At 58.3% G+C, this 22,033-nt stretch carries 19 protein-coding genes; 9 read left to right on the plus strand and 10 right to left on the minus strand.

Annotated elements, in window-relative coordinates; translation table 11 throughout:
- Window positions 1–312: 312 nt before the first annotated feature.
- From P4G45_RS07435 to modA, 3 genes are read right to left on the minus strand one after another with little or no spacing between them, the layout of a single operon-like run.
- Window positions 313–1,026 carry an ATP-binding cassette domain-containing protein gene (locus tag P4G45_RS07435; RefSeq protein WP_348269038.1) on the minus strand — a complete coding sequence of 238 codons (714 nt, stop codon included), beginning with the start codon at window positions 1,024–1,026 and terminating at the stop codon, window positions 313–315.
- Window positions 1,027–1,051: 25 nt separating this feature from the next.
- Entirely contained in the window at window positions 1,052–1,726 is a 675-nt protein-coding gene (gene modB / locus P4G45_RS07440) for a molybdate ABC transporter permease subunit (RefSeq protein WP_348269039.1), read from the minus strand.
- A gap of 48 nt (window positions 1,727–1,774) precedes the next feature.
- The gene (modA, locus tag P4G45_RS07445; protein ID WP_348269040.1) at window positions 1,775–2,536 is read right to left on the minus strand and encodes a molybdate ABC transporter substrate-binding protein; all 762 of its coding nucleotides are present in this window, start codon (window positions 2,534–2,536) and stop codon (window positions 1,775–1,777) included.
- 42 nt (window positions 2,537–2,578) lie between these two features.
- Here modA and thrC point away from each other — a divergent pair, with 42 nt between their 5' ends.
- The 6 genes from thrC (at window position 2,579) to P4G45_RS07475 (ending at window position 8,560) form a co-directional block, all read left to right on the plus strand.
- The gene (thrC, locus tag P4G45_RS07450; RefSeq protein WP_348269041.1) at window positions 2,579–3,973 is read left to right on the plus strand and encodes a threonine synthase; all 1,395 of its coding nucleotides are present in this window, start codon (window positions 2,579–2,581) and stop codon (window positions 3,971–3,973) included.
- Window positions 3,970–4,863, plus strand: coding sequence for a homoserine kinase (gene thrB, locus P4G45_RS07455; RefSeq protein WP_348269042.1), 894 nt, complete (start codon window positions 3,970–3,972; stop codon window positions 4,861–4,863). Before thrC ends, thrB begins: the two co-directional genes overlap by 4 nt.
- Before the next feature lie 274 nt (window positions 4,864–5,137).
- A complete protein-coding gene (trxA, locus tag P4G45_RS07460) occupies window positions 5,138–5,470 on the plus strand; it encodes a thioredoxin (RefSeq protein ID WP_348269043.1) in 333 nt (110 codons plus the stop codon).
- A 168-nt stretch (window positions 5,471–5,638) separates the two neighbouring features.
- Window positions 5,639–6,106, plus strand: coding sequence for a hypothetical protein (locus P4G45_RS07465; protein ID WP_348269044.1), 468 nt, complete (start codon window positions 5,639–5,641; stop codon window positions 6,104–6,106).
- Between the two features lie 118 nt (window positions 6,107–6,224).
- Window positions 6,225–7,616 (plus strand): hemolysin family protein, encoded by a 1,392-nt coding sequence (locus tag P4G45_RS07470; protein ID WP_348269045.1) that lies wholly within the window; start codon window positions 6,225–6,227, stop codon window positions 7,614–7,616.
- Window positions 7,613–8,560: an ABC transporter permease gene (locus P4G45_RS07475; RefSeq protein ID WP_348269046.1), complete on the plus strand. Its 948-nt coding sequence runs from the start codon at window positions 7,613–7,615 to the stop codon at window positions 8,558–8,560. The genes P4G45_RS07470 and P4G45_RS07475 overlap by 4 nt, the downstream gene beginning before the upstream one ends.
- Before the next feature lie 105 nt (window positions 8,561–8,665).
- Here P4G45_RS07475 and P4G45_RS07480 read toward each other — a convergent pair whose 3' ends face one another.
- The 3 genes from P4G45_RS07480 to P4G45_RS07490 all read right to left on the minus strand — a co-directional run bounded on the left by P4G45_RS07480 (window position 8,666) and on the right by P4G45_RS07490 (window position 10,603).
- The gene (locus tag P4G45_RS07480) at window positions 8,666–9,121 is read right to left on the minus strand and encodes a metallophosphoesterase family protein (RefSeq protein ID WP_348269047.1); all 456 of its coding nucleotides are present in this window, start codon (window positions 9,119–9,121) and stop codon (window positions 8,666–8,668) included.
- 5 nt (window positions 9,122–9,126) lie between these two features.
- Window positions 9,127–9,606 carry a hypothetical protein gene (locus tag P4G45_RS07485; protein WP_348269048.1) on the minus strand — a complete coding sequence of 160 codons (480 nt, stop codon included), beginning with the start codon at window positions 9,604–9,606 and terminating at the stop codon, window positions 9,127–9,129.
- A 142-nt stretch (window positions 9,607–9,748) separates the two neighbouring features.
- Entirely contained in the window at window positions 9,749–10,603 is an 855-nt protein-coding gene (locus tag P4G45_RS07490) for an ABC transporter permease (protein WP_348269049.1), read from the minus strand.
- Window positions 10,604–10,748: 145 nt separating this feature from the next.
- Here P4G45_RS07490 and P4G45_RS07495 point away from each other — a divergent pair, with 145 nt between their 5' ends.
- The 3 genes from P4G45_RS07495 to P4G45_RS07505 all read left to right on the plus strand — a co-directional run bounded on the left by P4G45_RS07495 (window position 10,749) and on the right by P4G45_RS07505 (window position 13,817).
- Window positions 10,749–11,675, plus strand: a complete 927-nt coding sequence (locus P4G45_RS07495) for a GGDEF domain-containing protein (RefSeq protein ID WP_348269050.1) — start codon at window positions 10,749–10,751, stop codon at window positions 11,673–11,675.
- Between the two features lie 205 nt (window positions 11,676–11,880).
- Window positions 11,881–12,459, plus strand: coding sequence for a hypothetical protein (locus tag P4G45_RS07500; RefSeq protein WP_348269051.1), 579 nt, complete (start codon window positions 11,881–11,883; stop codon window positions 12,457–12,459).
- Window positions 12,460–12,581: 122 nt separating this feature from the next.
- On the plus strand, window positions 12,582–13,817 hold the full coding sequence (locus P4G45_RS07505) for a glycosyltransferase WbuB (protein WP_348269052.1): 1,236 nt from the start codon (window positions 12,582–12,584) through the stop codon (window positions 13,815–13,817).
- A gap of 62 nt (window positions 13,818–13,879) precedes the next feature.
- Here P4G45_RS07505 and P4G45_RS07510 read toward each other — a convergent pair whose 3' ends face one another.
- The 4 genes from P4G45_RS07510 to P4G45_RS07525 form a co-directional block, all read right to left on the minus strand.
- The gene (locus P4G45_RS07510) at window positions 13,880–15,772 is read right to left on the minus strand and encodes a glycoside hydrolase family 2 TIM barrel-domain containing protein (protein WP_348269053.1); all 1,893 of its coding nucleotides are present in this window, start codon (window positions 15,770–15,772) and stop codon (window positions 13,880–13,882) included.
- A 128-nt stretch (window positions 15,773–15,900) separates the two neighbouring features.
- Window positions 15,901–17,283 carry a glycosyl hydrolase family 28 protein gene (locus tag P4G45_RS07515; RefSeq protein ID WP_348269054.1) on the minus strand — a complete coding sequence of 461 codons (1,383 nt, stop codon included), beginning with the start codon at window positions 17,281–17,283 and terminating at the stop codon, window positions 15,901–15,903.
- Complete coding sequence (locus P4G45_RS07520) at window positions 17,284–20,079, minus strand: glycosyl hydrolase (protein ID WP_348269055.1); 2,796 nt, start codon at window positions 20,077–20,079, stop codon at window positions 17,284–17,286.
- A 5-nt stretch (window positions 20,080–20,084) separates the two neighbouring features.
- Window positions 20,085–21,959, minus strand: coding sequence for a glycoside hydrolase family 35 protein (locus P4G45_RS07525; protein ID WP_348269056.1), 1,875 nt, complete (start codon window positions 21,957–21,959; stop codon window positions 20,085–20,087).
- Between the last annotated feature and the right edge of the window lie 74 nt (window positions 21,960–22,033).

Consider the following 22,033-nt stretch of genomic DNA (forward strand, 5'->3'; position numbering starts at 1 on the left):
TTTTCAGGGGTACCCCCCTCCCCGTACTTAAGTCCTAAAGTCTTCGAAACAAATGACCTAAGTCTGGACCTGATTGAGATCCATCAGCGGCTAAACAGGCTACGGAAAAGTCGATGTGCAACGAAAACCGTACCTCAGGGGCTAAAGCTCCATTCCCAGGAAAGCACTTGCGGCACGGCTGAAGCCGTGCCCTTAAGCAAAACCGGCTATTTCCGCAGTCTGTGAAGCGGCACTGGTTAAATGAAAAAGTCCGGCACGATGCCGGACTTCCTGTTTTCTTCTCTGCGTTAATTGTAGCAACGCTGTCAAGGGTTACTGCCTTTGCTGGAGGCGGGAGAGTTGATCGAGCAGGCGGGTTCGCTCTTCGGCGAGTACGGTTTCGACCGGTCCCTGTTCGAGGACGCTGCCGTCGGAAAATTTGATGACCTCGGCGGCCAGTTGGAATGCTTCGCCGACATCGTGGGTGACGGAGAGCACGGGGGTCTTTTTTGCGGCGAGCCAGCTTCGCAGATCGTCGAGCAGTTCGTCGCGCAGGGGAAGATGCAGACCGGCGAAGGGCTCGTCGAGCAGAAGGAGGCTGCCGGTGCTGACGGTAATTGCAGAGGTTGCGGCGCGGGCGACGGCGACACGCTGACGCTCTCCTCCGGACAACTTCCATGGCATGGAGTCGGCGAGCCCGGTCAGGCGAAACCGCTGTAAAGCTTCGTCGACGATTTCAGCCGAGGCTGCCGGGACGCCGTAGGCTATGTTTTGCCGCACCGTCATGTTGGGAAACAGTGCAGCTACCTGTGCCGCAAGCCGGACACCGCGCCGATAGGCGGGCAGGGAGATTCCAGCGGCGGTATCGAACAAGGTTGTCGTTGTAGCGCCGTGCAGGACGATTCTTCCTGCTGCCGGGCGCATCAATCCTGCAATTGCCCGGAGGATCGTTGTCTTGCCGCTGCCTGACGGGCCGAATAAAACTGTCCATGGCTCGGTCAGGTTGAAGGCGGCATCGAAGGCGAGTGCTCCCTGACGATGTTGCATGGAGAAACTAAGATGAGGCGTGCGCTCAGACAAGTTCGCCTCGCCCCAGCCCGCTTTCGCGGCGCGAGTAGATCACGATCAGCGCCACTAGAGAGACCACTACAAGCACCAATGCGGTTCGATTGGCACCACTGTAGTTGAAGTCCTGCACTTGGTCGTAGAGCGAGATGGAGAGGGTCTGCGTGGCTCCGGGAATGTTGCCGCCGAGCATCAGCACGACGCCGAACTCGCCGACGGTGTGGGTGAAGGCAAGCACAGCGCTGGTCAGCAGGGAACCGCGTGTCAGGGGCATGACCACGCTCCAGAAGGTTCGCCACGGCGACGCTCCCAGCCCGGCCGATGCTTCGGTGTAGCCGCGATCGACGACGCCGAACCCTGCCACCAGCGGCTGTACGGCAAAGGGCAGGCTGTAGAGGACCGATCCGACCAGCAATCCGGAAAAGCTGAAGGCGAGGGAGTGCCCGAAGATTCGGGCGAGGATACGGCCCGGAGTGGTGAGCGGGCCGAGCATGACTAGCAGGTAGAATCCCAGCACCGTTGGCGGCAGGACCAGAGGCAGGGCTACGAGTGCCTGTACTACCGCTCGTCCTGCGCCTTTGCCTGAGGCGATCCACCATGCCAGCGGCAGCGCAACTACCAGCAGAATTGCTGTTGTGCTTGCAGCCAGCCGCAGGGTCAACCAAAGCGCCTCAAAATCCATACAGCGCCAGTCTATACATTTTGCAAAGGCCGCTGGCTGCAACTCACCCTATCGCACTGCCGCCAGACCCAGCTTGCTCAGATTTGTCTGCACGGTGGGCGTCAGCAGCCAGTCGAGAAAGGCATGGGCGTCAGCGCGGTGTTTGGACTTCGCTATGACTACGGCGCATTGGCGCAGTTCGGGGTAGACCGTGGGCACCAGCACATAAGTGCCTATCTCTTTGAAGTGTGCTGTATCTGCCGTCGTCAAGGAGATCAGGCCGAGTTGGGCGTTGCCCGACTCCACGAACTGCGCGGTCTGTGCGATATTCTCCGCAACCACCAGATGCGGAGACACCTTGTCGTAGAGGTTAAGCTTATGGAGTGCTGCCACCGCCGCCCGGCCATAAGGGGCGTGCTCAGCGTTTGCAATGGCAATCCGAGTTACTCGCGGGTCGGTCAGCTTCTCCATGCTGAGTGGTTGCAAAGGAGAGTCCTTGCGCGCCCAGAGAACCAGTGTTCCTTTCGCGTAGGCGGTTGGCTCTTTCATGTCCGAAAGTCCGGCGGCTACTACCTTTTCGGGAAACACGAAATCCGCTGCCAGGAAGAGGTCCATGGGGGCGCCGTTCAAAATCTGCGTCGTCAGCGTGGCGGAAGATCCGTAGCTGACGATCAGTTTTATTCCGGTTGCATGTTCATAAGCCGCGGCCAGGACGGGCATGACCGGCTGCAGATCCGCTGCCGCTGCTACATGTAGTTCCTTTTGTCCCCACGCTGTACCTGCACCAAAGAACCCGCTTACCAATACAAGGCAAAGAAGAACAGATCTCATCTTTTGGTTGACTCCGCTCTTTACGGTAACCTAGATAGAACAATGAAAGTCGCGACCCATCATCTTAGATGCACAGAATGCGGAGCCGTCATTACCGGCAGCGCCGTCAACAGCATATTTCGCTGCCCGGACTGCAATGGACTCTATGACGTCATCTATCCCTGGTCGCCTGCTACCGGTTCGTCTGAAGCGAACAACCACAATCTGCCGAATGCGAGCGCGCTTCGCTGGCTGTGGCAGGAGCGCCGCACCTCGACCCTGCCTATAGACCAGAGCGGCGTCTGGCGCTTCCGCGACCTCTTTCCTATCGTGGAAGACCCGGCGAACATTGTCACTCTTCGCGAGGGCAATACACCGCTCTACGACCTGCCGCGCTGCGCCAAGGCGGTCGGCCTCGATTCGCTGCTGGCGAAACACCAGGGCATGAACCCTACCGGCTCCTTTAAGGACACCGGCATGACGGCTGCCCTGTCGGTCGCCGCTGACCGCAAATTCGAGTGGGTTGCCTGCGCGTCGACGGGGAATACTTCGGCTGCGATGGCCGCCTATGCCGCACGTGCCGGGCTGCGCAGCATCGTCTTCATCCCCGAGGGAAAGATCGCCTGGGGCAAGCTCTCGCAGTCGATGGACTACGGCGCGCTGACCATTCAACTGAAGACCGATTTCGACGGTTGCGTCCGCATCCTGACCGATCTGGTGACGCGCTTTCCGATCTATCTGCTGAACTCGGTCAACCCCTATCGGCTCGAAGGCCAGAAGACTCCCGCGTTTGAGATCCTCGAACAGCTTGAATGGCAGGTGCCTGACCACATCGTCGTTCCCGGTGGCAATCTGGCCAACTCGTCTGCGCTCGGAAAAGGCTTCATGGAGATGCATCGCCTCGGTCTCATTTCGCGCATTCCGAAGATCAGCATCATTCAGGCGGAGGGTGCCAATCCTCTGTATCGCTGGTATATGGATTCAAACCGCATCATGCGTCCCGTTACCGCCGACACTCGCGCGACCGCGATCCGCATCGGCAACCCGGCCTCGTGGCGCAAGGCAGCCAATGTGATCGATAAGCTTGGCGGCTGGTGCGAGCAGGTCTCCGAGCAGGAGATTGCGCTGGCCAAGGCGCAGATCGGTGCTGAAGGCGTTGGGTGCGAGCCTGCATCCGCTGTTACTTTCGCCGGCCTGAAAAAGCTGGTCGCGCTGGGTAAGGTCACGCGCGAGGAGCGTGTTGTGCTTATTCTGACGGGGCACACCCTCAAAGACTCCCAATACACTATCGACTACCATCGGGGAGAGTTGCTGACCGAGGCTGAAAACGCCCAGATCTCCGCCGAGGACCAGGCACTGCACGCTGCTTTGCGTAAGCCGCCTATTGTTCTTGAACCGGACTCGGACGTCGTGCTGCATGCGCTTGAATCCCACATGAAGCTCGCTCAGCCTGTATGACGCCCCTACATCTGCGTTTGCCAGCAACCTCTGCCAACCTTGGCCCGGGCTTCGACGCTCTGGGGCTCGCGATGGCGCTCTACCTCACGGTTGATGCGACGATTGCGGAGTCCTTCGGGATCGCGGCCACGGGTCGCAATGCCGACCTTTGTGGGGATGCCGAAAATAGCCTCATCTTTACGACTTACAGCAGCGTGCTTGCAGCAAATGGCAAGCCGGTTACGCCTCTGCATCTCGAACTGAATAATGAGATTCCTCTCGGGATGGGCTGCGGTTCCAGTGCGGCGGCGCTGCTCGCCGGTGTTTTGCTCGCCGATCATTTCGGGAAACTGAATTGGACCAGCCAGCAGATTCTGGAAGAAGCCTGTCGCCGTGAGGGCCACCCCGACAACGTCGCTGCCTGCTATCTGGGCGGAATGACGGCGTCTGCTGATGATGGAAGCCACGTGGTAACAGCAACCTGCGGACAAAATATCACCTGGAACTTGTATATTGCACTGCCGTCGGTGAGCCTCGCTACGGAGAAGGCGCGGGCGCTTTTGCCGCCCACGTACTCTCGTGCCGACGCGGTCGCCAATGTTCAGGCTACAGCGCTGCTTGTGGCTGCGTTTGCGCTCAATCGCGGCGATCTGCTGCGGACTGCGATGCGGGATCGAATTCATCAGCCGTATCGCATGGAGGCGTGTCCTCTTCTGCCCCGGCTTCTGCCTTTGAGCGAGACACCCGGCGTCCTCGGGGTGGCGCTTAGCGGCGCGGGGCCCTCGGTTCTTGTGATTGCTGAGGAGTCCGCCGCTGACACGCTGCCGGCGATCATTCGTCAAACTGCGGGGGATGACGATCTCGAGATTATCCAAACCACGATCGCTGCCGGAACTGTCATTCAGAGGTAGATGGGCAGACCTATCGGGCCTCATCAGAGGTCCCCTAAACGGGTAACCATTTCAACAAGTTACTTAAGATTTCTTTACCTTTCTCCACTTCCTTCGTACCTTAGCTCCTGTGGGCAGTTCTGGGGAGGGCTGCTACGCCGCCCGTTGACCTCTTTCATTAGAGGTCCGGGCGTTTGCCTTTTAAGGTGCTTTCCGGTCTGAAACTCTTCCTCGCCGTGAGCATCTATTATTGAGAGGACTGCTCTATAACAGCAGAACATCCGGAGGGAAGTACATGGCAGGACAGTTCGTAACGAACATCAACGACGCATCCTTTGAAAAAGAGGTCCTTCAGTCGGACCAACCCGTGCTTGTAGATTTTTGGGCTGCATGGTGTGGCCCGTGCCGCGCGCTTGCGCCGATCGTCGACGAGGTGGCCAACACGTATCAGGGCAAGCTCAAGGTCATGAAGATGGACGTTGACGCCAACACGGCAACACCTGCGCGCTACGGCATCCGCGGCATTCCCGCGCTTCTTATCTTCAAAGGCGGCCAGGTGGCCGAACAGATCGTCGGCTATGTACCCAAGGACACGATCGACAAGTCGGTACTCAAGGTCCTCGCATAAGTTTGTACCCAACGTCTCAAAACTCAAGCGGCCCGGCAACCAGCCGGGCCATTTCTTTGCGCTGCATCGATCCTCTGACTGCCTCTTCTGCGATTGCAAGGGATTTATTTATTGCTAAAGCTGAGGGACGCCTATATACATATCGCACTCCAGTTTCCGAGGAACTCAATGAAACGTTTGCTTATAGCAGTTCTCTGCCTGATGGTACCTGCCTGCGCCTTTGCAGCCGACAACAGTTATAAAGTCACCTACGATGGAGGTTCGCTCCCCGGTGTCAAAGCCAGCAAAACAGTAAAACTTTACGTCGATCCAACCCTTGTAAGAATCGTTGATGATAAGAAGGAAGTCATTAACATTCCAGCATCGTCCATCACTGAAATTTCTTATGGGCAGGATGTTCATCGTCGCGTAGGTGCTGCCATAGGTCTTGCTGTGGTTAGCTTTGGCGTCGGCGCATTGATGGCGCTGACCAAATCGAAAAAGCACTATGTTGGCTTGACATGGGCAAACGGTGACCAAAAGGGTGGTTTTGCCATGCAATGCGATAAGAATGAATACCGCGGTATATTAGCCGCTCTGGAAGGTATCACAGGCAAGAAGGCTATCAACTCGGACTCGATGACAGTAAAAAACTAAGAAAGCTTACTAGAAATCCATCCTTTGCCTCTGCGAAGGATGGATTTTTTCTTGTTTGTTCTCGTTGCTACTCTTCTTCTCAATTACCGAACCGATCCTGAGCCGTTACACTTTTTAAATGCTTGAATGGATGCTCTTCCGCACGATCATGGTGGCCTTCTTCATCCTGGCCAACAGCTTCTTCGTCGCTGCTGAGTTTGCCCTTGTCAGCGTACGTGAGACGCGCATTCAGCAACTTATCGCGCTTGGCCGTCCCGGGGCGCGTACTGTGCTCCAACTCAAGCACAATATCGACGAGTTTCTTCCTGCCGTGCAGTTCGGTGTTACGCTGGCCGCACTTGCCCTTGGCTGGATCGGTGAACCCGCCGTTGCGGAGATGATCCTCCAGCTTGTACATCACTGGCTGCACCTGATGCCAACGTACGCCGTCGTCTACGCTCATACGCTCGCTGTCATCATCTCTTTTGGGCTGATTACTTATTTTGAAGTTCTGCTGGGTGAACTGGTGCCCAAGTCACTCGCATTGCAGCGAGCGGAGCGCATCGCACTCGCCGTTGCCGGACCGATGGACGTGTTTATCCGCATCACGCGGCCTGCGGTCAACCTTATGAATAACTCGGCAGCGCTTGTGCTCAAGCTTTTTCGCGCACCGCTCCACGGCGAAGGCGCTGTCCACTCGCCGGAAGAGATCAAGCTGATTGCCACCGCCACGCGCCGCATGGGTCTTCTGCCTGTCTTTCAGGAGGAGATCATCCATCGCGCCATCGAGCTGAACCATGTGACGGTTCGCGAGATCATGACACCGCGCGGTAAGATTTTTTCGCTACCCGCCGACCTTCTTGTCGAGATGGCGAGCGGCCGCATCGTCGAAGAGCAGCACTCCCGCATCCCCGTGTATGACCCGGCCAAGGGGCCTGAGAATATCATCGGCATCGTTTATTCCAAGGACATCTCGCGACTCATGCACTTTCGTGGCGTGGCGCTTAGCCTCGGCGGCAAAGGCGGATCAGGGCTTACGCTGCGTCAGGTCATGCATGAGCTCATGGTGGTTCCGGAGACCAAGCTGGCGGTTGAGCTGCTGCAGGAGTTTCAGGAACGCCGCCGTCAGATGGCCATCGTCGTCGATGAGTTTGGATCGACCGTCGGAATTGTGACCGCCGAAGATGCGCTGGAACAGATCGTGGGTGAGCTCGACGACGAGTTTGACATCGCTCCGCGCAGCCCGCTGCTCAGCTCCACGGGAGCGATGTCGCTCGACGGCAGCACCACCCTCCGCGACCTTGGCACCCAGCTCCACTGGGAGTTTCCGCGCGAGGCCGGAGTGGAGACGCTTGCAGGCTTTATGCTGGCGCACCTCGGTCACATTCCCACCGTGGGCGAGAGCATTGAGCACGCCGGTCGCCGCTACTCCGTCGCCGAGATGAACGGCCGCCGCATCAGCCGCGTCACGGTCCAGATACTCACCCCGGCAAAAGCGCTGGAGCCGAAGGGTAGGGAAGCAAAGGTATGAAGCCAGCGCTGTGGAATCCGATTCGCCGCATTCTGCTTACGCTTCCCGTCATTTGGGTGGTTGTCTCGGTTGTCTTCCTGCTGATCCATCTTGTCCCGGGCGACCCCATTGCGCAGATGCTGGGAGAAGGTGCGAACACCGCTGACATCGCTGCGCTGCGCCACGCCTATGGCTTTGACGCTCCGCTCAGCCAGCAGTATGCCCACTATTGGCATGGAATCCTGCGCGGTGACCTTGGCCAGTCGCTGCGTCTCCACGACTCGGTTACGCATCTTGTGCTTCAGCGCTATCCCTACACGCTTGCGCTTACCCTGGCTGCGCTGCTCATTGGAATTGCTGTCTCTGTTCCTTCGGGTATTCTTTCGGCGCTGCATCGTAATCGCTGGCAGGACCGTACCCTAGGCGTCGTCTCGCTGGTTGGGCTTTCGTTTCCCAACTTCGCGCTGGGCCCTATTCTCATCCTCGTCTTCTCGATCTATTTTGGATGGCTTCCGGTCTCGACTGCAGGGACTGGAGGTGTGGGCGACTTTCTCGTGCATCTGATTCTGCCGGCGATCACACTTGGGCTCGGCCTTGCCGCCATCCTCACGCGCATGGTGCGCACCGCGATGCTTGAAGAGCTGGGGCAGGACTACATCCGCACCGCTCGCGCCAAGGGACTCAGCGAGCACGCTGTCGTCTACCGTCACGCGCTGCGGAACGCGCTGATTCCCGTGCTCACGGTGATCGGGCTGCAATTCGGTTCGCTGCTGTCGGGAGCTATCGTCACGGAGACGATCTTCAGTTGGCCGGGCATAGGCCGCCTCACGCTGTCGGCTATTTCGAATCGAGACTATGCGCTGGTGCAGGGCTGCATTCTTGCTGTCGGCCTGACCTACGTCGCTATCAATCTACTGACCGATGTGGCCTACACAATCGCTAACCCGCGAATGCGCAGCCAGTAGATCGAGACAGGATTTGCTGTTGGTGTGGAGGAAGGCAACCGCAGATTCCCTTCGGGAATGACAACCAAGAGGCACGGCCGACTCTACGAGAACTGCTACTTTGCTCTAAAGCAACTCCACAATGCGGGCGTCAACGCCACTCTCACCCACAGTCATCAATGCTACCGTTACCGGAAGATTGAATCGGCGTGGACCAGCGCTTCCGGGATTCAGATACATCACGCCATCCCGCACTTCGACCGAAGGCTTATGCGAGTGGCCACTGACGACCGCAGCCACTCCAGCCACAACGGGATTGATATCTAAATCCGTGACCGAGTGGACCAGGTAAAACAGCCGTCCTTGAAGCTCCACTACGTCGGTAGCGGGAAGCTCCGCGCACTTGCCCCCGTGATCGATGTTGCCCCGAATCGCTGTTACCGGGGCGATCCCTCGCAACGCGTCCAGAATGCGCGCATCGCCGACATCTCCGGCATGAAGAATATGTTCCACCCCGGCCAACGCAGTGACGGCCTCAGGCCGCAATAGTCCATGGGTGTCTGAAATTACCCCGACCAGCATGGCGATCAGGCCAGCCGCAGGCTCTGCAGCGATGCGTAGCTCTGGCTCTGCTTCGGATCGTGGCTGCGGTCAGGGTCGATTTTCAACTCCATCACGGTCACACCATCGAGCGACACTGTGTAGTCCTCGATCTCTTCGGTCGACCCACTTGGGCTGAACGTAAACTGCTGCCGCACCACTTCGTGCAGGTTCGTGCCCGAACCCGCAAAGATGGCAAATTCCTGCGAACGCTCCGCTGCCTTGTCGATGAAGTGCAGCTCGATCCGACGAATTGTCAGAGGCTCATCGAAGTGCAGACGAATCACTTGCGGCCCTGTGCCTGCCGCGCGCCAGCCTGTGGTCAGCGTTTTGCCCAGCGCGTGTTCAATGGGAAACATCGCATCTTCAGACGTAATCTCGACCCGAGCAATCCGCTCCAGATCGCGCCAGTTGTCCCGAATCGGAGTTGCAGCCACGGGCAATGGTGAAACGATACTCTTACGCATAAACGCTCTCAAGCCTCAGATCCAAGCATATCCGATAAAGGTGGAGTTAAAACGGTTCTCGTCCAGATGGAGTTTGGTGATTCGAGCAGAACGCAGATTCCCTTCGGGAATGACAACCAAAGAAAGCTACTCCTGAGCGGAATTAGATGCCGGTTTCCATCTTCGTTCGGGGATCGAGATAGTCGCGCAGCGCATCGCCGATAAAGTTGAACGACAGCACACAAAGCATCACCGCCATCGCCGGAAAGAAGACCAGATGCGGCGAGTCGAAGAGATGCGACCGCGCGTCATTCAGCATGGAGCCCCAGCTTGCCACCGGCGGTGGAACTCCCAGACCCAGAAAACTCAGCGTGGCCTCGGCGAGCACGGCGCCGGCCATGCCGATGGCTGCCTGCACGATCAGCGGCTGCACAATATTCGGCAGGATATGCCTGCAAAGCACGCGGAGATCGGAGGCGCCCAGGGCACGCGCCGCCTCCACAAACTCGCGCTCTTTCACGGCCATGACCTGTCCACGGACCAGCCGTGCATAGCCCACCCAGCCTGAGATTGCCAGCGCCAGAATTACATTCAGCAGCCCCGGCCCCATGAACGCGACAAACGCAATCGCCAGCAGGATTCCCGGCAGCGACATAAACGCATTGGTGACGTAGACATTCAAGATCGTGTCCGTCACACCGCCGTAGAAGCCTGCCAGGCATCCGGCAATCAGCCCCACCCCGAGCGAGAGCCCCACGACACTTACGGCGACGATCATCGAGATCCGTGCGCCGAAGATAGTTCGCGAGAGGATGTCCCGGCCCAGCTCGTCGGTGCCAAACCAATGTGCCGCGCTCGGCCCCATCAACCGCCCGGTCAGGTCGAGCCGCGCCGGATCATACGGCGCCAGCCACGGCGCGAACAGCGCGCATACCGTAAACAGCAAAAGCAGCACGATCCCGAGAGCGGCCAGCGGCTGCTGCCTCGACCGATGCAATACTGCCGTCCTAACTTTCATTCCCTCAACGCTAATCATTTAGTCCCAGCATGAAGCCACAAGGCCAGTTAGGCAAGAGCCGAAAATAGAGGTATCCACAGATTTTTTTGGACCGTCAGGCAACGTTTTAAACCTGCAAAAATTAAAGCATTTGGAGAGCCATGGAGTGCAATTTATTGCATCCTACTGGGCAAAAGGAAATCCAAAACAGTTCAAAGCAATGCCTAATATTATTTTTCAACTGATTACTCTCCTTGGAATACTTCTTCTCCTGCTCTCATTCGTGCCGTTGAGGCGTATTTTCAAGATTCTTCCATCTGGCCTTACGCGCAATGCATGGTTAGGTCTGGCCTTTCTCATCGGCTTTTCCATCGTCGGTTATCTTCTTTTGTTCTGGCTTAATTACACCGAAGGCCCTGACCACCACGAGGATTGGTTAATATCTTTAATCTGTCTTTTGGCTTCCATCTTTGTTTTATGCGTTTGCATGATCTCAGATCGGACTGCGAAAGAAGTATCGAGGATTGCTGACCTGGAGCTGGCGGTCCTTATCGACCCTCTCACGGAGCTGTACAACAGACGACACATTTTGTCGCTTCTTGAAAAAGAGTGTTCGCGCTCCAAATTGCTGCATAAACCGCTCTCTGTCTTGCTGTTGGATATCGACAGCTTCAAAGAGATCAATGACACCCTTGGACATCAGGCCGGCGACTTTGTTCTGAAAGAGTTTTCCAGACTCTTCGCAGCCATTCAGAACAATTCTGGTTTCGTAGGCAGGTACGGTGGGGAAGAGTTTCTGATTCTCCTGCCGGATACGACTCGGTTCAATGCCTTTCAGGCTGCGGAGCAGCTTCGTTACGTCATCGAATCGACAACGATGATGCTCGAAAGCAAGTATGAGATTCCGGTAACGGCAAGTATCGGCGTGGCCACATCGTCAAGCTTCACTGAAACTCCTCATGACCTGATCTCTCTGGCGGATAAGGCTCTGTACGAGGCTAAGGCGAGCGGCAGAAATAATGTCTGCATGGCGCCGCAGCAGCATGCCTGGCAGCAGGAAGCGAAATCGACTCTCGCCATTCCGTTTGTTTAGGCGAGTAAGCGGGCAGCGGTTCGGGTAAGCCGCTGCCCTCTCTAAGCCGAAAGGTTCAATTGGATAGAAGGTAGCAAAATACTGTGGCGCAACCGCCCGGTGTGAAGCTCTGTGTCGCGAATACAATTCACTCTAAGCGTAAGGCTGTCCTGATTGCAGATTTATTTTAGGCGATGCCCAATATTGGATTGGAATTGAAGAGTTTATGACGATGTTTCCTGCAGTAATCAGGATTGCGGAAAATGCGCCTTTTATGGCTCTTCTGTTGTATGTGTCTTTTAGTCGCTCTTATCAAAAAAGTACAACATCGTTCACGGACGATACTGTGGCATTTCCTATAGAAACCATAGCGGTTTGGCTTTGCCTGCTTTGTATCCCCATATTTTTATATTGGGCAATGATGGCATCGGCCAAATTAGATTTTTCGTCTCATTATTTAGACACGGTATCTAAAATTATGGAGGTAATCATTCCGGCTTGGTTTGGTCTCGGACTCTTGTTCTCACTCCCAGGGACGTTGGTTGTTACACCTGAAGGAATTGAAAAGCGATTTTGGCTGAGATCAAACAGGGAAGTGCTTTGGGGAAAGATTACATCGATTATCGTAGGTGAAGACCGTGTAGAGATTGCTGGCGCGAATGGTAAGAAAATAGCCCATGAAAGATTCAATTTAGATCGGGAGAGATTCTTGTTTGAGTTAAAGCGGCGTTGCTCCGAAGAAGATTTTGCAGAGCGGCTCGATCAGAATGTAGCGATGGCTGCCCGAAAAAAGCGCGGGTCGTAATCAAGGAGAGGTTTTTCCTAGAAGTTGTTCATGAATCAATCCCTGAAGTTCAACGCTGTTGAAGAGTAAAATCAAGTCAGAGCAAGACAAACCATCGTGGCCCTCAACCCCAAAGGACCAGTTTGCGAATTTTGATTTACGGCCTCAACTATTCTCCCGAGCTTACCGGCATCGGAAAGTACACCGGAGAGATGGCTTCGTGGTTGGCGGGACGTGGCCATGACGTCCACGTCGTCACCGCACCACCGTACTATCCTGCGTGGAGCATTCGCGAAGACTACCGGGGCAAGCTCTACCGCACGGAAAAGGTTCCCGGCGAACCCGTCGTCTATCGCACCCCGCTGTACGTCCCGGCCCAGCCTACCGGTCTCAAACGCATGGTGCACCTTTTTTCCTTCATGCTTGGCAGCCTGCCGGTCATGCTCCGTCAGACCTTTTGGGAGCCTGAGGTTGTCTTCACGGTTGAGCCAACTTTTTTCGGAGCTCCCCTCGCGCTTCTGGTCGCTCAGACTGCGGGAGCGGCCTCGTGGCTGCATGTACAGGACTTCGAGATCGATGCAGCCTTTGACCTTGGGCTGCTGCCTGCGAAAGGGCTTATTCACGACTTCGCCCTTGGCCTTGAAGGGTTCTTCACTCGCGCGTTTACTCGCGTCTCCAGCATCTCGCAGAAGATGGTCGAGCGCGCCTTCACCAAGGGAGTTCCCGTAGACCGTACCGTCCTTTTTCCTAACTGGGTCGATGTCGATGCCATCCATCCCCAGCCGCATGATGCGCCGAACAGCTTCCGCCGTGAGCTTGGCCTGGAAGACAAGATCATCGTTCTTTACTCCGGCAATATGGGAGCCAAGCAGGGACTGGAACTGCTCGCGCCGCTCGCTGAAACGTTCGAGAATACGCCATGCGTCCATTTCCTGTTCTGCGGCGATGGAGCCTTTCGTCCACAGCTTGAAACATTGGTTGCTCACCGACCTAATGTGACCCTGCTGCCGCTGCAACCCTTCAGCCGACTCAATGACCTGCTTAATGCTGCCGATATTCACTTACTGCCGCAGCGCGCCGGAGCGGCCGATCTGGTCATGCCCTCGAAGCTTACCGGAATGCTCTCCAGCGGTCGTCCCGTGATTGCCACTGCGGACGCTGGGACGCAGGTCGCTCACGTCGTCGAAGGCTCTGGCCTCGTCGTGCCTGCGGAAGACGCTCCTGCGCTTCACGCTGCGGTGCAGCGACTTATCGACGATGAGCCGCTACGTCAGCAGTTAGGTGCAGCGGCCCGTCGATATGCCGTCGAGCATTTAGGCAAGGAACAGGTGCTTCTGCAGTTTGAAAGCAATCTACAGAGCCTTGTTCCCAAGGCATAAATACGGCTGTTGCCTGTTATCTGTAGGCAACAGCCGCAATACCGCAGGATATTTTCCCGGAGCTATTCAGCCTTGCCCACGGAATGCTCCTTGTAGGTCTTCTGGAAGAGGTAGAAGGCCTGCTTCTTCTTGCCGTCCTCGGAGATAAGGCCCTTGCGATTGAAGCCGTCCTGTAGTTTGGGGATGTTGCGGGTGGGCGAGCGGAAGTCCATCAGGATCCAGGGAATGAGACCGCGTACCTGTGGAATTTTATTAATCATGACGAACTGGTGCTCGTAGACGTTGACCTGCTGCTCTTCGGTCCAGCGCTGGTCTTTGCCGCCATGGTTGCCCTGCTTGGCTTCGGCGCCGAACTCGGAGATCAGGATGGGCTTCTGAGGAAGCGTCCACTTGATGTTGTCGGCGTCTTCGGGACGGCCTTCGTACCAGCCGACGTACTCGTTCTGGCCGACGACGTCGAGAGCGTTGGTCAGAGGATCGTTCTCCACCATCTCGTTGCCTTTGGCGTGCGGGCCGATGATCGCGGAGGTAATGGGCCGCGTTGGGTCGAGCCTGCGGGCTTCATTGGCGAGGTTGGTGAGGAACTGGGTGCGAGTGGGATTATTCGGCGTCTCGTTGGAGACGGACCAGAGAATGACCGAGGCCTTGTCGCGGTCGCGGCGGATCATCTCGTTGAGCATGTAGGTGGCCTTGGCGTAGACCTCGGGCTTGTCGAAGGAGATGTGCTGCCATAGCGGAATCTCCGACCAGATCATGATGCCGTCGCGGTCGGCTTCGCGCTCCATACGCTCGTCGTGCGGGTAGTGGGCGAGGCGGACGAAGTTCGCGTTCATGTCCTTGAGAAAGCCGAAGATGTTTTTGACGTCCTCATCGGTGCAGACGCGACCGGTGCGGTAGGGAGCCTCGGCGTGCTCGTTGACGCCCTGGAGGAAGATGGCTTTGCCGTTGAGCAGGATGCGGGTGCCATCGACGCGGATGTCGCGGAAGCCGATGTCATCCGTGAGCTTGTCCTGCTGATCCCCGGAGCCTGATGCGAGTTCGACTTTGTAGAGCTTTGGCGTCTCGTGCGACCAAAGTTCGAGCTTGCTTGCTTTTACCTCAAAGGGAGCGCGGCCATCGGCGTCAGTTTTGAGAGTAGTATCAACGCCAGCCTCGGGGATGCGGAGGGTGACCGGAGTTCCGGCGGTTGCGCCAACGACGTGGACGTAGCCCGTAAGCGTGGTGGCATCGGCAGCGGAGAAGGTGCTGCCGTGCTTCAGGTGTATGTCGTAGTCGTCGATGAACTGCATGGGAACGGTGACTAGCGAGACATCGCGGGTGAGGCCGCCGTAGTTGAACCAGTCGATGCCGACCGAGGGAATGCCATCGACCTCGCGGGTGGAGTCCACGGCGATGACGACGAAGTTGTTGCCGGGCTTCAGCGCGGCGGTGACTTCGCAGTCGAAGGGAGTAAAGCCGCCCTCGTGGTCGCAGATGCGCTTCTGGTTGACCCAGACGAAGGACTTATAGTTTGCCGCGCCGATGTGGAGGAAGGTGCGCGTGTTGGGCTTGGGCTCGAAGCCGAAGTCGCGCTGATACCAGATGACTCCCTCGTAGCGAAAGAGGGTGGGGTCCTGGGTGTTCCAGTCGCCGGGGACTTTGAGTGTGGGCGCGGTGGCGAAGTCGTACTCCGCGTTGTGCGGGCCGCTGTCGATATTGGGGTGGGTGTTGAGGGCGTAGGTCTTGTCGTTGACCTTGCCATCGGGGGCATAGAGCGCTCGCGCAGGTGGCTGATCGACGAGGTAATGCCAGTTGCCGTCGAGTGACGTGACGGTGCGGTGGTCTACTCCGACAAGCAGCGTCTTCAGCGGTTGCTGCGCTAACAATGGCGACGCGATGGCACAACATACCAAACTGAGCAATGCATTGCGGTGGCCTGTCCACTTACTTGAGACGATCTTCGAGAAACTAGTCATGGCACTCACACTCTGGCTGAAGTTGAAGGAATTTAGAACGAAGAGGCGAGACGGCTGGCAGCAACGGCGTCCTACAAGCGACAGATGTCGTACCTCTTTATTCACGCGACCATGCTATCAGCCGTGGATTATTTTGGTTCGCCGTAGGGGATGTCTTTTTTGCCGGGGGCTATCGGGGTGTCGGTGAACTGTACTTTGCTGCCGTCGGCTGTCTTGATGTTGTTGTCCGTCATGGTCCAGTTTTTGGCGTTGGCGATCGTGCCTGCCGTTTTGGCCTCGATGTCGAGATGATCGAGACGGAAGTTCGTCAGCGGCGCGGTGGGGTAGGCGCTTACGTTGAAGGCTTCCTTTGCTCCCACGGCTTTGATGTTCCAGATGTGGACGTCGCTGAAGTGGGGCAGGCCCTGTGCCTCTGGAACTTTGGTGGTGAGGACTATCCAGTAGTGAGGCGGATTTTTGACCTCGGGCGGCAGCGTGGCATAGCTATAGCTGGGATTCCAGTTCATGGTCATGTGGATGGGGATGGCTACGCCCTGGAGATGGAGGTCGTGGATGCGGATGTCGGTGGCGGTGCCTCCGCGAGTGTGAGCGGATTTGAAGAGGACGCCCGAGGGTACTCCGCTGAGCGCCGTGAGGTTGTAGGCCTCGATGTTGTGGAAGCCGCCGGAGGTCTCGCTGCCGATGGTGATGGCGGCAGCTCCGTGGCGGATGATGGAGTCGCGGAGGATGATGTCTTCGGTGGGCCGGTTGACGCGGAGGCCGTCCGAGTCGCGGCCGGATTTGAGGCAGAGGGCGTCGTCGTTGACGTCGATATCGGCGTGTTGAACGAGAACTTTGCGCGAGGAGTCGATATCGATGCCGTCGGTGGAGGGGCCTTTGCCTCCTTCGTTGTTACGGATGGTGACGCCGTCGATGGTGATGTCGTGGGAGTAGAGAACCTGGACCGTCCAGAAGCCGGAACGCTTGAGCAGGATGCCGCCGCCGAGGTGAACGTTATAGGAATTTTGCAGAAGAACGAGCCGGGGGCGTTTGGCGTCGTAGTCGGAGGCCCAGCGGAGGCCGCGCGGCTCGTAGGTCTTGCGGAGGTCCCAGTAGGACTTCCACCAGATAGGGCCGTCGCCGTCGATGGTGCCTTTGCCGGTGATGGTCACGTTTGACTGGTCACGCACGTTGATGAGTGCGGCGGGCCAGGTCATCTCGATGCCCGCGATGCGGGTGGGCAGCTCGGGGTAGTCCGCCAGATGCTCGGAGCCAATGATTGTGGCGCCCTCGGGAACGTCGAGTGTGGTGCCGGACTTGAGGAAGAGCGAGCCGGTGAGGTAGGTTCCCGGCTTGAGGGTGATGGTGCCGTGGACTTCGGCGGCTGCGTCGATGGCCTTCTGGATGGCGGCGGTATCGAGCGTGGTGCCGTCGCCCTTAGCTCCGTAGTCGTTGGCTACAAAAGTTTTGGGTGCGGCGAAGGCGGTGGTGGTGAGTGCGAGGGCACAGGTGAGGAGGAGGGCGCGGGACATCTATTGCTGCTCCTGGGATTTCGAGGATTCAGAGGTTACAAGTTTGATGGTGCCGAGGATGCCGGAGGAGGTGGGCACCACCTTGTTGAGGTCCTGCATTTGGAAACGGTCGCCGTATTTGGAAATGAGGGGTTTGTAGTCGTGAGGCGGAAGGGCCGACCAAGCGTTGAGCGCGGTGTTATAGACGTGAATCTCGATGCGGTTTTGGCCGGACTTGAGGAAGGGCGAGACGTTGAGCCGGTAGGGCGGATGCCAGAGCGACCCTGCGCGCTTGCCATTGATGAGGACTATGGCGGCTTCGCGGATGGGTGGCTCGAACCAGGCGCGCATGCCGGGGCCGGTGCGGGTAACGCGTGGGTCGGGCATGCCATTGTGCATGGGGACGGGGCGATTGTCGTCGATGCGTGACGGAGGGGTAACGGGCGTGCCGCCGTCGACCTGAAGGTAGGTGGGAGAAGTGGGTGCGGAGGTGAGATTGAAGTCACGGGTATAGACGGCCTCGCCGGAGTAGTGGCGGGTGTCGTCGCTGGCGATCCAGTCGGTGAGAGTAGCTTCGGATTTGGTTTTGCCGGTTGCCACGAAGCGAACCTGCCAGTTGTTGCTGAGGTCGGCTAGTTGGGTGGAGGGAGCCGGACGGAGGGCCGGAGCTTTGGGGTTGACGCTGCTGAAGATGAAGATGCGGGACTCGTAGGGAGCGAGTTGGAGTTCGACGTTGGCGGAGGGGGAGCTGGAGGCTTCGCCGCTAGTCGGGTTCCACTGCTCGCCGAACTTGTGCGCGGTGGCAAAGGTGGCGGTGGTGTCGATGGGGTGGTTGCTGGTGTTGGCTACGAAGTAGATGTCGGACGTTGGAAGCTTGCGGCGGATGAAGCCAACCTCATCATTGCCGGAGGTGAGTGTGAAGTCGGGGGTAGCAGCGTTGTGGAGGGCGGCGGCGAGGGCGGAGTCGTCGGGGACGACGCTGCCTTTGGCGGCGGTGAAGAGCTGGTGTGAGAGGTTGGTGATCTCGGGCAGGGCTTTGCCTTCGGGCGAGATGGAGGGAGCGCGGCCGATGGCGATGACTTTGCCTCCCGCTGCTACGAACTGCTCGATCTTGCGGAGGGTGTTTGCCGGGATGCGGTCGGTGGGGGGCAGGACGAGGATCTTGTGGGTGCCGAGGCCGACGGAGTTGATGGCATCGGCGTCGATGTAGTCGATGTTGTAGCCAGCGGAGAGGATGGTGGACATCAGTTGAGGCGTGATGATCTGGTTCATCGCGGCGGTGATGCTGTCCTTGCCGGGGGCGAATGCTGCCCAGACGTCGTCGGTGGGGAGCAGGATGGCGACCTGGTTGGCTGGATTTCCCTGACGGAGAAGATAGCTGATGCCGCCGATATAGCGGGTGACGTCGGGCATGACCGGGTGCCAGGGGTTGTGGTCGTTGAAGACGGCGGCGGCGTAGAGCGACCAGCCGGGCTCGCCGACTTGCGGGGCGGAGTAGGGCCAGCCGTGGCAGATGATCTGATTTTCGCCGCTGAGGAAGTCGATGTCGGCTTCGGCCTTCATGTCGAGTGGCGTAGCGCGGAAGACGGGAGAGTGGAGCCAGGTGAAGGTTTCGCCTGAGCTGACATTGTTGCCGAAGACGTGGTTGGCAGAGGTGGCCCAGCGCAGGGTGGAGAAGGCGCGCCACTGTGGGCCTTCTCCTTCGGGCAACGCGGCGAGGCGTTGGCTTGAGAAGGAGACGGCGGGATTACCGTAGGTTTGCGAGCGGAATTTGGTGTGATGGGCGATGGCCCAGTTGTTGATCTGGGTGAGGTAGTTTTCGTCGACGAGTTCGGTGAGGGTCTTGCCCCAGTCGTGGCGGACTTTTTCGGCTTCGGGGGTGCCACCGGCTATCAGTTCCGGCAGATGCGGGAGCAGGTCGTAGCCGCGGCGCTTTTTGAATTCGGCGGGCAGGTTAGGGGTCCAGTCGGCTCCATAGGCTTCGAGCGAGTCGGAGAAGATGGCGTAGGGAGGCGTGGGGCCGAAGGACTTGAGCAGAGGTTCGCCTACGGATTTGAGGTGATTGGCTACGGCCTGATGGCTGAAGGGATCGAGCACCCAGCCTTCGGCTCCGACGGCTGCGCGTTTGACGACTTGACGGGTGTGCGAGGCGATGAAGAAGAGAGCGGTGCGGCGGGTGGCTGATGGAGCTATGTGGCTGAATTCGTCAGCGCTGATAGTTTTGGCGGTGGCGGCGTCCCAGTGTTTGGGCTCTCCGTTGACGAGCGAGAGGGAGATTACCGTTTCGCCCTCGGCTAGTTTGGGTGCGGCGACGGAGGTTGCGCTGGCGGGGATGGCAACTTCAACGATGCGGAGGCGTCCGGCGGCTTCGGCCAATGTAGTGGCGGGACCGCCGTAGGGCCAGCCGCTGCCCAGAGTGACGTCGATGCGCAGGCCGAGCTTGCGTCCCTCAGATTGGGCGTAGTTCACGTCGTCGAGGAATTCGGGGGAGAGGAAGGGGAGGTTCTTTAGGCCTTTGGCGGGGTCGTCAAGAACTTGCGGATACTCGAAGGCTAGTTCGGCTCCGCCGATGCCATCGGCCTTCATCTGCTGAAGCTCGCGCAGGATTTCCGGTTTCTGCACGGCGAGACCGAACCACCACCAGCGCACCATAGGTCTTGTGCTGGTGGGCGAATTCTGAAAGTTCTGATGGAGGGTTTGGATGGATGTCTGTGCAGTTAAGGCGTTCGATTGAGCGTAGATCAGCGCTGTCGCCAGCAAGGAAAGCGTGGTGAGGGAATGCCCTCGACGTGAAGATTTGCGTGGTGAAGCTGGCATCGGAGCTACTCCTGTTTGCTGGTGCTTTGGTCGGCTACAGGACCGTTGAGGATGGATTGGGCCAATCCCGCGACGTGGGGGTGCTCGGATTGGGGGATCATATCGAAGACGACGATCTGGTTGCGGCCTTTGTTCAGCCACGGACCGGGGACGTAGAGGGTCTGCTGAGGGCCGGTGTTCCAGAAACGGCCTATGATGTGGCCGTTGATCCAGAGGGCTCCTTTGCCGAGGTCGCGGATGTCGAGGAAGGTGTCTCCGGTCTGCGTGAGAGTGAAGGTGGCGCGGAAGAAGGTCGGCTGAGCTCCGGCTTTGTGATTTGTGGCTTTTGTGAAGGTGGGCAGGATGGTCATGGGCAGCGGGTAGACCTGCCAATGATTGAGGGGCTTGCCGGAGAGAGTGACGGAGTGGGTGATGCCCTTGGATTCGCCGCGCATGTTGCGAGTGGAGTTGATGCGGCCGTCGTCCGCTATGAAGATGTCGAGGCGTGCGCGGCTGGTGGTCTGGATTGAGACTGGGGGGAGATTGCCTTGGGGGTCCGCAGATCGCCGGTCGAGGGTGCCGGTGAGTTTGCCGTCGAGATAGATCTGCGCGTAGTCGTGGACCTGGTCGATGACCAAATCGCCGTGCGTGTGGGCCGGGAGTTCTGTGCGGTAAAGGATGTAGCCGTAGGACTGGTCAAACCGCTCCATCGGCTGAGGGAGTTCGCTGGGAATGGGCTTCGGCAGATTAGTCCAGAGAGGCGTGGATTGGGTGAGGGTGATTTGGGGGATGGTGATGACAGGTGGAGCGGAAGGGATGGGTGGGAGGCAGGACTCGTTGCCGCATGGGGAATACTGGGCGAGGACTTTGCGGTAGGCGAAGAACTTGGGCGTGGTGTGACCGGATTCGTCGAGCGGGGCGTCGTAGTCGTAGCTGGTGACGTCCGGGAGGAAGTGGCCCTTGATGAGGCTCGAGCCGGACATGAAACCGAAGCTGGTGCCTCCGTGGAACATGTAGATGTTGATCCCGACTCCGCGCTTGAGGATGTAGTCGAGGTCTTCGATCTGAGGACCGATGGGGCGGGTTTCGTGCGGGTGGCCCCAGCTATCGAACCAGCCGGGCCAGTACTCGGAGACGAAGAGGGGAGCGCCGGGGCGAACCCTTTCGAGAGCGTCCATGCCGCCCTTGTGGTTGCCGATGCCGAAGTTGGTGGCGGCGAAGAGATCAGGGATGGAGCCTTTGGGGATGTTGCGCCAGTTGTCGGCGGTGTAGAGCAGGGAGTCGGTGAATCCGGCGTGGAGGAAGATCTGGTGGAGATGTTCCATGTAGGCGTGGTCGGAGCCGAAGTTGCCGTACTCGTTTTCGACCTGGGTCATGAGGATGGGGCCGCCTCGGCCTATTTGTAACGGCGCGAGTTCTTTGGCGAGGCGATCGATCCAGCGCTCGGCGGGGACCATGAAGGCGGGGTCGTTGGAGCGGAGAGCAGCGGCGGAGGTCGGGTCTTTGAGGAGCCAGGCAGGGAGGCCGCCGAGATCCCACTCGGCGCAGGAGTAGGGGCCGGTGCGGAGGATGACGTAGAGGCCTTCTTCCTGCGCGGCCTGGATGAACGCGGCAACGTCGTTGTTGCCGGTGAAGTCGAAGTGGCCGGGGGTGGGCTCATGCATGTTCCAGAAGACGTAGGTGGCGATGGTGTTGAGGCCCATCGCTTTTGCCATCTTGAGGCGGGCGTGCCAATAGGCTCGAGGGATGCGCTCGTAGTGCAACTCGCCGGAGAGGACTTTGAAGGGGTGGCCGTCGAGCGCGACGTGGTCTCCCTGGACGGCGAAGGTGTGCTTTATTTGTGCGTGGAGAGGAAGAGAGCAGAGGAGTAGGACGAGCGCGGGAAGGAGGGTTCGTTTCATGAGGAATGAATTTCAGCTGACGAAGCCAAGGTAGTTCATTTGAAAGAATGTTTCAAGGGAGGATTATGAGCGGT

Source organism: Edaphobacter paludis (assembly GCF_039993895.1).
In the GTDB taxonomy this organism is placed as follows: Bacteria; Acidobacteriota; Terriglobia; order Terriglobales; family Acidobacteriaceae; genus Edaphobacter; species Edaphobacter paludis.